The following is a 12,257-nucleotide window of genomic DNA, read 5'->3' as shown; positions in this document are numbered from 1 at the left end:
TCACCGGAGGCCGTTTGCCCCAGGAAGCGGCGGGGCCGTGTCGTAGGGTCCTACGACACGGCCCCCGGCGGTTACGTAAGGTGTGCGGGTCAGTGCGCTCCGACACCGGTGAGGGACTTGACCTCCAGCTCCGCGTACTTGCCCTTGTCCGGCTCGTCCTTCGACAGCACGGAGCCGAGCCAGCCGAGCAGGAAGCCCAGCGGGATGGAGATGATGCCGGGGTTGGCCAGCGGGAACCAGGCGAAGTCCATGTCCGGGAACATCGAGGTGGCCTTGCCGGAGACGACCGGCGAGAACACGACGAGGAAGACGGACGCGAACAGACCGCCGTAGATGGACCACAGGGCGCCCTGGGTGGTGAACCGCTTCCAGAACAGGCTGTAGAGGATCGTGGGCAGGTTCGCGGAGGCGGCGACCGCGAAGGCCAGAGCGACGAGACCGGCGACGTTCAGGTCGCGGGCGAGCGCGCCGAGCGCGATGGACACGACGCCGATGAAGACGGTCGCCCAGCGGGCCGCCCGCACCTCCTCCTGCTCGGTGGCCTTCCCCCTGCGGATGACATTGGCATAGATGTCGTGCGCGAAGGACGACGAGGAGGCGAGGGTGAGCCCGGCGACCACCGCGAGGATCGTCGCGAAGGCGACCGCCGAGATGACGGCGAGGAGGATCGCGCCGCCCGTCGAGTCCGCTCCCCCGATATGCAGGGCGAGCAGCGGCGCGGCGGTGTTGCCCGCCGGGTTGGACGCCTTGATCTCCGCCGGTCCGACGATGGCGGCGGCGCCGAAGCCGAGCGCGATGGTCATCAGGTAGAAGCCGCCGATGATGCCGATGGCCCAGTTGACGGATTTACGGGCGGCCTTGGCGGTGGGCACGGTGTAGAAGCGGATGAGGATGTGCGGCAGGCCGGCGGTGCCGAGGACCAGCGCGACGCCGAGCGAGATGAAGTCCAGCTTCGACACGGCGTCCACGCCGTACTTGAGGCCGGGCTCCAGGAACGCGGCGCCCTGGCCGCTGTTCTCGGCGGCCTTGCCGAGCAGGTCGGAGATGTTGAAGTCGAACTTCAGCAGGACGAGGAAGGTGATGAGCAGGGTGCCCGCGATGAGCAGGACGGCCTTGACCATCTGCACCCAGGTGGTGCCCTTCATGCCGCCGATCGTCACATAGACGATCATCAGTACGCCGACCAGCGCGACGATCAGGACCTTTCCGGCGTCGCTGGTGATACCGAGGAGCAGCGAGACGAGGACGCCCGCGCCGGCCATCTGCGCCAGCAGATAGAAGATCGACACGACGATGGTGGACGTGCCGGCGGCGGTGCGCACGGGGCGCTGGCGCATCCGGTACGCGAGGACGTCGCCCATCGTGAAGCGGCCGGAGTTGCGCAGTGGCTCGGCGACCAGCAGCAGGGCCACCAGCCAGGCGACCAGGAAACCGATGGAGTAGAGGAAGCCGTCGTAGCCGAAGAGCGCGATGGCGCCGGCGATGCCGAGGAACGACGCGGCGGACATGTAGTCGCCGGAGATGGCCAGGCCGTTCTGGAAGCCGGTGAACTGGCGGCCGCCGGCGTAGAAGTCGGCGGCGCTCTTGGTCTGGCGGCCGGCCCACACGGTGATGAAGAGCGTGGCCACGACGAAGAGGGCGAACAGAGTGATGATCAGTGGGCGGTGTTCGCTCGCGCCCGCGGCGGCGAGGGTGGTGGTGCTCATGCTTCGGCCTCCGCGCGCCGCGTGTTCTGCGTGCTTGCGATGTTCTCCATGCGGGCCTTGATGGCGTCGGCCTTGGGGTCGAGCTTCTCGGCCGCGTGCCGCGCGTACAGCCAGGCGATGAGGAAGGTGGTCACGAACTGGGCGACGCCCAGCACGAGGGCCACATTGATGTGGCCGACGACCTGGGTGCCCATGAAGCCGCCCGCGTAGTTGGAGAGCAGCACGTAGAGCAGGTACCAGGCGATGAAGGCGATGGTGAGCGGAAAGGCGAAGGAACGGTAGGTCCGGCGGAGTTCGCCGAACTCCGCGCTCTCCTGGGTCTCGACGAAGGACTCCGTCGAGGGCTGGACGGGGCCGGTGTCCGCGCCCTCTCGGGGCGGCGGTGCTTCGGTAGCCACGGGAACTCCTCGCGACGCGGGTGCTGTGGGCATGGGCAGGTTCACCTCGGGGTGTCGGGGAAGCCGTCTGCGCTCCCTCCCCTGACAACGTCACGGAGTGCGTGGCGACGCGGTTCACCTCCCCTGTCCTTTGCGCGCCTTTCTTCGTGAACTCGTTGCTGCGCGGGGATGATCAGCGATAGCTTCACTCGTCATGTACCCGCCCATACAGGTATGTGGGCGGACGTCACGGATGATGTGGAGAACCCATGGCTCATCTGGGAACCAGGCGCGGGCGCGTACTCGCTCTGCCCGTCGGTCTGGCGCTCACGGCCTCGCTCGGCTTTCTGCCGGCGGGTGCCGCATCGGCCGCGCAGGCGGACGATGTTCCGGCCGCCGTCGCCACGGACGGCCCGGACCTCTCTTATGTGGTCAACACGGACGGCGGCCGCTACACCGCCGCGGTCAAGAAGGCGATAGCCGCGGCCGGCGGCACGGTGGTGACGTCCTACGACGCGATCGGCGTCATAGTCGTCCACTCGAAGAACCCGGCCTTCGCGGAGACCGTCCGCGCCGTCAAGGGTGTGCAGTCGGCCGGTGCGACGCGCACCGCCCCGCTGTCGCCGGTCGCGACGACGGACGTCGACGAGGCCGCGGAACCGCTCACCGCGGCGGAGGCCCGCGCGGCCGCCGCGCAGGCGGACGCCGACCAGGACCCGCTGGAGCCGCTGCAGTGGAGCCTGCCCGCCATCAAGGCGGACAAGGCCCATGAGAGCTACCTCGGCAGCAGCAGAGTCACCGTCGCCGTCATCGACACGGGCGTCGACGACACCCACCCCGACCTGGCGCCGAACTTCGACCGGGCCGCGTCCGCCAACTGTGTGACCGGCAAGGCCGACACCAGCGAGGGCGCCTGGCGCCCGGCGCCGGGTGAGAGCGACCACGGCACCCATGTCGCCGGTACGATCGCCGCCGCCAAGAACGGCGTCGGCGTGACCGGTGTCGCCCCGGGTGTGAAGGTCTCGGGCATCAAGGTGTCCAACCCGGACGGCTACTTCTACACCGAGGCCGTCGTCTGCGGCTTCATGTGGGCGGCCGAGCACGGCGTCGAGGTCACCAACAACAGCTACTACGTCGACCCGTGGCTGTACAACTGCAAGAACGACCCGGACCAGGGCGCCCTCGTCGAGGCCCTGCAGCGCGCCACCCGGTACGCGGAGCGCAAGGGCGCGGTGAACGTCGCCGCGGCCGGCAACTCCCGTACGGACCTGGCGTCCGACTCGGTCACGGACCGCACCAGCCCGAACGACTCCGAGACCGTCGACCGGGTCGTCGACCCGAGCGAGTGCCCCGACATCCCGACGATGCTGCCCGGCGTCGTCACCGTCGCGGCGACCGGCGCGAAGGACCTGAAGGCATCGTTCTCCAACTACGGCCTGGGTGTGGTGGACATCGCCGCCCCGGGCGGTGACCGGACCGAGTACCAGACGCCGGAGGGCCCGGCCGTCAACGGTCGCATCCTGTCGACCACCGTGAACGGCGGCTACAACTACAAGGCCGGTACGTCGATGGCGTCCCCGCACGTCGCGGGTGTCGTGGCGCTCATCAAGTCGAAGCACCCCTACGCCACGCCCGGCATGGTGAAGGCGTTGCTGTACGCGCAGGCCGACGACAAGGCGTGCACGAACCCGTACGACATCGACGGCGACGGCACGGTCGACGCCGAGTGCGAGGGCGGGAAGCGCTACAACGGCTTCTACGGCACCGGCATGGTCGACGCGCTGGACGCGGTGCGCTGGTGACGAGCCGGTGACGCACATCTGATTGGGGAGGGAGAGCCCGGGCGTGCGAGGGTGCGCCCGGGCTCTTTCACGCCCGGATCTACACTTCGAGCGACACGCAGTGCCATGATTCAAGTATGAACAGGGCGATATCGCAGGCGTGGGCGGCACTGGGTGCCGATGCGGCGTTGCTGGAGCGGGTGTCGTACGCCCGGGTGCCGGGGGCGCTGCCCGCGCGGCTGCCGGTCATGGAGCTGGCCCGCGCGACGGTCGCGGTGTGCTCGCTGGCGGCCGCCGAGCTCGCCGCGGTACGGGGCGGGGGCCCGGTGCCGTCGGTGCGGATCGAGGACGGCGCGGTGGCCACGGCCTTCCACAGCGAGCGGTTCCTACGGCTGGACGGGCAGGCGTGGGAGGGGTTCGCGCCGCTGTCCCGGTTCTGGCGGGCCGCCGACGGGTGGGTGCGTACACACGCCAACTACCCGCACCACCGGGCCCGGTTGCTGACCGGCCTGGGGCTGCCGGCCGACGCGGACGCCGACGCCGTGGCGGGCGCGCTGGCGGGGCGGCGGGCCGTCGAGGTGGAGGACGCCGTGTACGGGGCGGGGGGCCTGGCCGTCGCCGTGCGGGACACCGGGGCGTGGGCCGCGCGGGAGCAGGGCGCGCTGGTGGCCCGCGAACCGCTCCTGAGGCTGGAGCGGCTGGGCGGTGGGCCGGGACCGGTTCCCGCGGCGGCGGGTGCGGCCGGGTCGCCGTGCGCCGGGGTGCGGGTCCTCGACCTGACGCGGGTGCTGGCAGGGCCGGTCGCCACGCGCACGCTGGCGCTGCTGGGCGCGGACGTCCTGCGGGTCGACACGCCGCACCTCCCGGAGAGCCAGGAGGCGCACAACGACACGGGCCTCGGCAAGCGCTCGACGCTCCTGGATCTGGGGAGGAGCGCGGACCGGCGTACGTTCGACGAACTCCTCGCGCGGGCCGACGTGGTGGTGACCGGCTACCGTCCGGGCGCGCTCGACCGGTTCGGCCTCACCCCCGGGGCGCTGGCGGAACGCCGTCCCGGCCTGGTGGTCGCCCAGCTGTCGGCATGGGGCCGGCACGGGCAGTGGGGCACTCGGCGCGGCTTCGACAGCCTGGTCCAGGCGGCGACGGGCATCGCTCTGCTCGAAGGCACCTCCGACGCTCCGGGCGCCCTCCCGGCGCAGGCCCTCGACCACGGCACCGGCTACCTGGTCGCCGCCGCGGTCCTACGCGCCCTGACGGAACGTCACCGTAGCGGCGGCGGGACATGGCTGGCCGAGGCGGCACTCGCCCGGACGGCGCACTGGCTGACGCACGACCTCGCCACCGAGGAGGTGCCGTCGCACGGGCCCTCGTACGCCCCCGGCCCCTGGCTCCTGGAGCGCGACACCCCGCTGGGCCGCCTCCGCCACGCCCGCACCCCCGTCACGTACGAGGGCGGCCCGACGGACTGGACACGACCGCCGGGCCGCTGGGGAGCGGACGCGCCGCGCTGGCTTTCCTGAGCACGCCGGTGGCCAGGAGGTACTGGGCGGCCGCGTAGGTGAGCATGATCCAGAAGTCGGGGACCGGGGGCTGGGGCCAGTCGGCGACGCCCGTCGCGATGAGGGTGTCCGAGAGCAGGAACAGCGCGCCGCCGGCCCCTGCGGCGAGGCCGAGGCCGCTCGCGCGGTACGCCATGGCGGTGAGCAGCAGGGAGTACCCGGCGACCGGGACGCGCAGCTCGGCGGGGAGGTCCGGCCACAGCAGGGCGACCACGGCGACGAGGGCGGCGCCGTAGCAGACACCGAGCACCGGCGACGTACGGGCGCGGCCGAAGAGTGCCAGATAGCAGACATGTCCGGCGGCGAACGAGCCCATGCCGACGAGGAACGCCCAGTCGGCGTCGGACAGCAGGAACACGTCGCCGCCCCAGCCGAAGAGGAGCGCGACCAGCAGCGGGCGAGGCGCGCCGCGCACGGCCGCGTACGCCGCGAGCAGCGGCATCAGCAGCGGCTTGGCGGCCGCGTGGCCGAACTCCGAGCCGGCGAGCAGTGCCACCAGGTCGGCGGCGACGGCCGTCGCGAAGGCGGCCGACAGGAGCCGGGCGGCGCGGGCCCTGGGGCGGGCGCGCTCGCCCGGGTCCCCCACGCGGCTCACGCGACGCGCTCCGGTGCCGCCGCCGTCTCACCGGGCAGGCCCTTGGGCCGCGGCTGCCAGCCGGGCCCCCGGAAGAGCCGCCCCGCGCGCTCCCGCCACGACCGGGCGGTCCGCAGGTCCCGGGCGATGGCCAGGTACTCGTGGGTGGCGACGCGCAGCGGGTTGTACGTGTCGATGTTCTTGGTCAGCCCGTACACCGGTCGCTCGGTCTCCGGTGTGAACGTGCCGAACAGGCGGTCCCAGACGATGAGGATGCCGCCGAAGTTGCGGTCCAGGTAGCTGCCTTGGGAGGCGTGGTGGACGCGGTGGTGTGAGGGGGTGTTCAGCACGTACTCGAAGGGGCGCGGCAGCTTGCCGATCCGCTCCGTGTGGACCCAGAACTGGTAGACGAGGTTGGCCGACGAGCAGAAGGCCAGCGCGGCCGGGTGCACCCCGCACGCGATGAGCGGCAGGTAGAACGGCCACACGGTCCAGGTGGTCCACGGCTGCCGCAGCGCGGTGGAGAGGTTGAACCTGCGGCTGGAGTGGTGGACGACGTGACAGGCCCACAGGAGGCGGATGACATGGTGGCCGCGGTGGGACCAGTAGTAGAAGAAGTCCTGGGCGAGGAGCATCAGCGGGACGGTCCACCACAGCACGGGGACGCGCGCGGGGGTCAGTTCGTACACCGCCAGGTAGACGGCGACGATCGGGATCTTCCAGAGGAGATCGAAGACGAGGCTGCCGAGCCCCATGCCGATGCTGGTGGCGGCGTCCTTGACCTCGTAGCCGGCGGCGTCCTCGTCGGGATGCAGCCGGTAACTGACGATCTCCAGGACGGTGAGCAGGACGAAGGCGGGTATCGACCACAGCACGACATCGGGCAGGTTCGGCGGCATGCGAGCACCGTAGAGCCGGGTGTCGGGCCAGGGCTAGAGGTGGTTACCGACAAGTATGCGAGACGGATTGTCAGCGACTTTTGGCGACATCCGCCAACGGGCTACACCCCCGCCGCCCCCAGCAACGACCCCGCCGTGTACGTCACGGCCATGGCCACCGCTCCCCCACCGACCACCCGCACCATCGCGGGCCGGGCCGGGGCGGCGCCCAGGCGGGCGCTCCACCAGCCCGTCAGCGTCAGGGCGGCCAGGACCGACAGGACGGTGACCCACAACCGGGCGGACGCGGGCGGGAGCACCATGGCGAGCAGCGGCAGCAGCGCGCCGACCGTGAACGCGAGGAAGCTGGCGGCCGCCGCGTGCCAGGGGTTCGTCAGCTCGTCCGGGTCGATGCCCAGCTCCACGCGCGCGTGGGCCCGGAGCGCGTCCCGCTCCGTCAGCTGCTCCGCCGCCTCGCGGGCGACCTCCGGGCTCAGGCCGCGGGCGGCCAGCAGGCCGGTGAGCTCGTCGAGTTCGGCCTCCGGCTGATCACGGAGCTCGCGCCGTTCCACGGCGAGCGCGGCCTTCTCGGAGTCGCGCTGAGTGGAGACGGAGACGTACTCCCCGACCGCCATCGACATCGACCCGGCCAGCAGCCCCGCGAGCCCTGCGGTCAGCAGCGTGGACCGGTCGGTGGTGGCCCCCGCGACACCCACGACGAGGCCGGCCGTCGAGACGATGCCGTCGTTCGCGCCGAGCACGGCGGCCCGAAGCCAGTTGAGCCGGACCCCGAGCGGCCCCTCGTGCGGCTCGTGCGGTGTCGGTTCCATCACGCAGCCGAGCGTCTCACCCCCGAGCCGGACCACCGCGAAACGGCGCGCTGCTCGATCGGCGCAGGCACGCCACCGCACGACCCCGCCGGACGGCCTGCCCGCCGGGGCGCCGTTGGAGGGCGGGCCGCGGCGCCGGTCGCGTGGAAGCGCGCCGGGGCGGCCCTTCACCCGTTCGGGGGCACGCCCGCCGCTCCCGGGCAGTCCGGATCCCCAGCGCCCCGGCGAACGGGTCCGCCGCCCGGGCCGGTTGCCGCGCGTGTGCGGATGGAGGGCATGACCGCGGCTGCGGGTGCGTCATCCTCCGGGTGAGCGGCGGGTGTTCCTCCCGCGCGGGCGGGCGAGCCACCCGTACACGGTCGACGACACGCGTCCGCCACCGGACCGCCGCGCTCGCCGTCCCGGCCCCGGAGCAGCGGCCAGGGCGCCGGCGTGCGGCCGGCGGCCGGGGACCTCGTCGCGTCGCCCGGCCGACGCGTCAACACGGCGCCCGGTGGGGACGCCCGGCTCCGGGGCTGTCGGTGGCGGCCTCTATTCTCAATGACCATGCTCGACGACCGTACGACAGCAGCAGCGTGGCCGACCGCCTACCCGCAGGGGTACGCGGTCGTCGACGTCGAGACCACCGGGCTCTCCGCGCACGACCGGATAGTGTCGGCCGCCGTCTACCGGCTGGACGCGCAGGGCGAGGTGGAGGACCACTGGTACACGCTGGTCAACCCTGAGCGTGACCCGGGGCCGGTGTGGATCCATGGACTGACGAGTGACGTGCTGGAGGGCGCGCCCCTCTTCCCCGACGTGGCCGCGGAGTTCTCTGCGCGGCTCGACGGCCGCGTGCTCGTCGCGCACAACGCGTTCTTCGACTGGTCGATGATCTCCCGCGAGTACGCCCGCGCGGAGCGCACCGCACCGGTGCGGCAGCGGCTGTGCACCATCGCGCTGGCCAAGGAGCTGGGCCTGCCGCTGCCCAATATGAAGCTGGAGTCGCTGGCCGCTCACTTCGGCGTGGAACAGCGCCGCGCGCACCACGCGCTGGACGACGCGCGCGTACTGGCCGAGGCGTTCCGGCCGAGCCTCCGCACGGCCGCCGAGCGGGGGGTGCGGCTGCCGCTCCTGGAATGCCGTCCGCTCACCGAGTGGTCGGCACCCCCGGCGGCGGGTACGCCCCGGATCGGCCGTCAGGCGTCGTACCGGCCGGGCGGCTGGCGCCCGTCGAGGAAGCGGCCGGCGTGCCCGTACCCGAACCCCGGGCGGTACGAGTCGGACAAACCGCTCAAGCAGGGCATGCGCGTGGCGTTCTCCGGCGACACGTCCATCGAGCGGGAGCTGTTGGAGGACCGCGCCGTCGAGGCGGGCCTGCACATCGCGACCAGCGTCTCGCGGCTGACGAGCCTCCTCGTCACCAACGATCCGCACGCGGGCACGTCGAAGCTGGTCAAGGCCAAGGCGTTCGGCACACCCGTCGTCGACGAGGCCGCGTTCACCCAGCTGCTCCGTGATGTCGCCCCGGCCGACGAGTGAGCCCGCGGTCCCGGTCGAACGGGTGACGGCCGGGCGTGCCGCCGCCGCTTCCGGGGGCCGCGCCCCGCACCCTGTGGCGCATGGCACGTTGTGAGGTCTGCGGAAACGACTACGGGATGTCCTTCGAGGTGCACGCGCAGGGCGCCGTGCACGTCTTCGACTGCTTCTCCTGCGCCATCCACCGCATGGCGCCCATCTGTGAGCACTGCCGGGTCCAGATCATCGGCCAGGGCGTCGAGGCCGACGGCCACTGGTACTGCGGTGCGCACTGTGCCCGTTCGGAGGGCATGGTGGGGATCGTCGACAGGGTGTGAGCCGCCGGGGCCGAAGGCCGGCCGCGCGCGAAGGCGCGCCCCGGGGGCGTCGTCCGACGGGGCCGGAGGTACCGTCGTGGGGTGTACCGCTTCCTGTTGTCCCGGCAGTGGGTGATCCTCACCCTCGTCGCCCTCGTCCTCATCCCCGTGATGGTCGAGCTGGGCTTCTGGCAGTTCCACCGGCATGAGCGCCGTGTCACCCAGAACGCCCTGATCGCGGACAACCTGAGGGCCGAGCCCGTCCCCGTGACGGAGCTCACCTCCCCCGGGCACACCGTCCCGCGCTCCGACTTCTGGCGGCATGCCACCGCGACCGGCACGTTCGACACCGCCAACGAGGTCGTCGTACGCCGCCGCACCAACGCCGACGACCGGGTCGGCATGCATGTGCTGACCCCGCTGGTCCTCGCCGACGGGCGGGCCGTGCTCGTCAACCGCGGCTGGGTCCCGGCCGCGGCGGACCAGAGGTCGTACCCGGACGTGCCGCCCGCGCCCGAAGGACAGGTGACGGTCGTCGGCCGGCTCATGGCCGACCAGACCACCGAGGGCAGCGGTATCAAGGACCTGCGGGGCCTGCCGCCGCGCCAGGTCATGCTGATCAACAGTGAGCAGCAGGCCGAGCGGCTGGGCCGCCCGGTGCTCGGCGGCTACCTGGACCAGACGGCGCCCGAGCCGGCCGGGGACACCCCCGAGCTGATCCCGGACCCCGACCACGACTCGATCGGCGCGCACATGGCGTACGCGGTCCAGTGGTGGCTGTTCGCGGCGGGCGTGCCGGTCGGCTGGGTCGTACTGGTCCGCCGCGAGCGGCGCGACCGGGCCGCGGCCGCCGCCGAGGCCGTCGGCCGGAAGGACACGGTGGCCGCGCCGGAACCGGCGACCAACGCCATCGACTGATTGACGATTCTCCGGTGCGGGAACACGCCAAGGCGTGACCCAACGTATCGAGGACTATGCCCTCATCGGCGATCTGCAGACCGCCGCTCTCGTGGGCAGGGACGGTTCGATCGACTGGCTCTGTCTGCCGCGGTTCGACTCCGGGGCCTGTTTCGCGGCGCTGCTGGGCGACGAGAACAACGGCCACTGGCGGATCGCGCCCGCGGGTGCGCGTACGTGCACCCGGCGAAGCTATGTGGGTGAGTCCCTGGTCCTGGAGTCCGTGTGGGAGACCCGCACCGGCACGGTGCGGGTCGTCGACTTCATGCCGCAGCGCGACCGCGCCCCCGATGTGATGCGGATCGTGGAGGGTGTGAGCGGCCGGGTGGAGATGTCCGCCGTGCTGCGGCTCCGCTTCGACTACGGGTCGATCGTGCCGTGGATACGGCGGACGGACGGCCACCGGGTGGCGATCGCGGGCCCCGACTCCGTATGGCTGCGCAGCGAACCGCAGGTCAAGACGTGGGGTCAGCAGTACAGCACCTGCTCGTCATTCACCGTGAGCGCCGGCGAGAAGGTGGCCTTCTGTCTCACCTGGCACCCCTCCCACGAGCCGCGCCCGCCGCTCGTCGAACCGCACGAGGCGCTGGAGCACACGCTGGAGGACTGGAAGTCCTGGTCGGCGCTGTGCACCTACGAGGGGCCCTACCGGGAGGCGGTGATGCGGTCCCTCATCACGCTGAAGGCCCTGACGTACGCGCCGACGGGCGGGATCGTCGCCGCCGCGACCACGTCGCTGCCGGAGGAGATCGGCGGCGTACGGAACTGGGACTACCGCTTCTGCTGGCTGCGCGACTCGACGATGACCCTGCGGGCGCTGCTGTCCGCCGGCTACGTGGAGGAGGCCGCGCGGTGGCGGGACTGGCTGCTGCGGGCGGTGGCGGGCGACCCGGCGGACCTTCAGGTCATGTACGGCCTCGCGGGCGAGCGGCGGCTGCCGGAGACGGAGTTGCCGTGGCTGCGCGGCTACGGGGGCGCACGGCCCGTGCGGATCGGCAACGCCGCCGTGCAGCAGCTGCAGCTCGACGTGTACGGCGAGGTCATGGACTCGCTGTGCCTGGCGCGGGAGGCGGGGATGCCGCCGCAGCGGCAGGCGTGGGCGCTGCAGCTGAGCCTGCTGGGGTTCCTGGAGTCGACATGGCGTCAGCCGGACGAGGGCCTGTGGGAGGTCCGGGGGCCGCGCCGCCACTTCGTGCACTCCAAGGTCATGGCGTGGGTGGCGGCCGACCGTGCCGTGCGGACGCTGGAGCGGGACCCGACGCTGCCGGGCGACGTGGCGCGGTGGCGGGCCATGCGGGACGAGGTGCACCGGGAGGTGTGCGAGCGGGGCTACGACCCGGTGCGGAACACGTTCACGCAGTCGTACGGCTCGGCGGAGCTGGACGCGGCGACGCTGCTGATCCCGCGGACCGGCTTCCTGCCGGTGGACGATCCGCGGGTGGTGGGCACGGTGGACGCGGTGCTCTCGGAACTGAGCCACCAGGGGTTCATCCGCCGGTACGGCACAGACGGGATCGCGGTCGACGGGCTTCCCGGCGGGGAAGGAACGTTTCTCGCCTGCTCCTTCTGGATGGTGGACGTGCTGCGCATGATGGGCCGTACGGACGAGGCGCGGGAGCTGTTCGCGCGGCTCCTGGCGGTGCGCAACGACGTCGGCCTGCTGGCGGAGGAGTACGACCCGGTGGCGCGGAGGCAGCTGGGCAACTTCCCGCAGGCGTTCAGCCATGTCGGACTGGTGGCGACCGCCCTCGCGCTGGCGCCGGGGGAGGCGGCAGGATAGG

General features: G+C 72.2%; 11 protein-coding genes. 6 read left to right on the top strand and 5 right to left on the bottom strand.

Annotation, left to right across the window (positions count from 1 at the left end):
* Nucleotides 1–89: 89 nt before the first annotated feature.
* Both FVS66_RS06800 and FVS66_RS06795 read right to left on the bottom strand, forming a co-directional pair.
* Nucleotides 90–1,706 carry a cation acetate symporter gene (locus tag FVS66_RS06800; protein ID WP_149180084.1) on the bottom strand — a complete coding sequence of 539 codons (1,617 nt, stop codon included), beginning with the start codon at nucleotides 1,704–1,706 and terminating at the stop codon, nucleotides 90–92.
* Nucleotides 1,703–2,104 carry a DUF485 domain-containing protein gene (locus FVS66_RS06795; RefSeq protein ID WP_149180083.1) on the bottom strand — a complete coding sequence of 134 codons (402 nt, stop codon included), beginning with the start codon at nucleotides 2,102–2,104 and terminating at the stop codon, nucleotides 1,703–1,705. The genes FVS66_RS06800 and FVS66_RS06795 overlap by 4 nt, the downstream gene beginning before the upstream one ends.
* A 248-nt stretch (nucleotides 2,105–2,352) precedes the next feature.
* Between FVS66_RS06795 and FVS66_RS06790 the strand changes: the two genes are divergently transcribed.
* On the top strand, nucleotides 2,353–3,885 hold the full coding sequence (locus FVS66_RS06790) for a S8 family serine peptidase (RefSeq protein WP_149180082.1): 1,533 nt from the start codon (nucleotides 2,353–2,355) through the stop codon (nucleotides 3,883–3,885).
* Between the two features lie 116 nt (nucleotides 3,886–4,001).
* Nucleotides 4,002–5,384 carry a CoA transferase gene (locus FVS66_RS06785; RefSeq protein WP_149180081.1) on the top strand — a complete coding sequence of 461 codons (1,383 nt, stop codon included), beginning with the start codon at nucleotides 4,002–4,004 and terminating at the stop codon, nucleotides 5,382–5,384.
* Here the strand turns inward: FVS66_RS06785 and FVS66_RS06780 are convergent.
* The 3 genes from FVS66_RS06780 to FVS66_RS06770 all read right to left on the bottom strand — a co-directional run bounded on the left by FVS66_RS06780 (nucleotide 5,305) and on the right by FVS66_RS06770 (nucleotide 7,705).
* A complete protein-coding gene (locus FVS66_RS06780) occupies nucleotides 5,305–6,018 on the bottom strand; it encodes a lysoplasmalogenase (protein WP_149180080.1) in 714 nt (237 codons plus the stop codon). The genes FVS66_RS06785 and FVS66_RS06780 overlap by 80 nt on opposite strands.
* Entirely contained in the window at nucleotides 6,015–6,896 is an 882-nt protein-coding gene (locus tag FVS66_RS06775; RefSeq protein ID WP_149180079.1) for a sterol desaturase family protein, read from the bottom strand. Before FVS66_RS06775 ends, FVS66_RS06780 begins: the two co-directional genes overlap by 4 nt.
* Before the next feature lie 101 nt (nucleotides 6,897–6,997).
* A complete protein-coding gene (locus FVS66_RS06770; RefSeq protein ID WP_149180118.1) occupies nucleotides 6,998–7,705 on the bottom strand; it encodes a VIT family protein in 708 nt (235 codons plus the stop codon).
* Nucleotides 7,706–8,245: 540 nt separating this feature from the next.
* Between FVS66_RS06770 and FVS66_RS06765 the strand changes: the two genes are divergently transcribed.
* The 4 genes from FVS66_RS06765 to FVS66_RS06750 all read left to right on the top strand — a co-directional run bounded on the left by FVS66_RS06765 (nucleotide 8,246) and on the right by FVS66_RS06750 (nucleotide 12,256).
* Nucleotides 8,246–9,226 carry a DEDDh family exonuclease gene (locus tag FVS66_RS06765; protein WP_149180078.1) on the top strand — a complete coding sequence of 327 codons (981 nt, stop codon included), beginning with the start codon at nucleotides 8,246–8,248 and terminating at the stop codon, nucleotides 9,224–9,226.
* An 80-nt stretch (nucleotides 9,227–9,306) separates the two neighbouring features.
* On the top strand, nucleotides 9,307–9,540 hold the full coding sequence (locus FVS66_RS06760) for a hypothetical protein (protein WP_149180077.1): 234 nt from the start codon (nucleotides 9,307–9,309) through the stop codon (nucleotides 9,538–9,540).
* Nucleotides 9,541–9,621: 81 nt separating this feature from the next.
* Complete coding sequence (locus FVS66_RS06755; RefSeq protein ID WP_149180076.1) at nucleotides 9,622–10,437, top strand: SURF1 family protein; 816 nt, start codon at nucleotides 9,622–9,624, stop codon at nucleotides 10,435–10,437.
* Between the two features lie 34 nt (nucleotides 10,438–10,471).
* Nucleotides 10,472–12,256 carry a glycoside hydrolase family 15 protein gene (locus tag FVS66_RS06750; RefSeq protein ID WP_149180075.1) on the top strand — a complete coding sequence of 595 codons (1,785 nt, stop codon included), beginning with the start codon at nucleotides 10,472–10,474 and terminating at the stop codon, nucleotides 12,254–12,256.
* The last annotated feature ends 1 nt before the right edge of the window (nucleotide 12,257 follow it).

The sequence above is a fragment of the Streptomyces sp. TRM49041 genome, from assembly GCF_008271805.1.
Lineage (GTDB): Bacteria > Actinomycetota > Actinomycetes > Streptomycetales > Streptomycetaceae > Streptomyces.
This window is presented reverse-complemented; position numbering and strand designations above follow the sequence as displayed.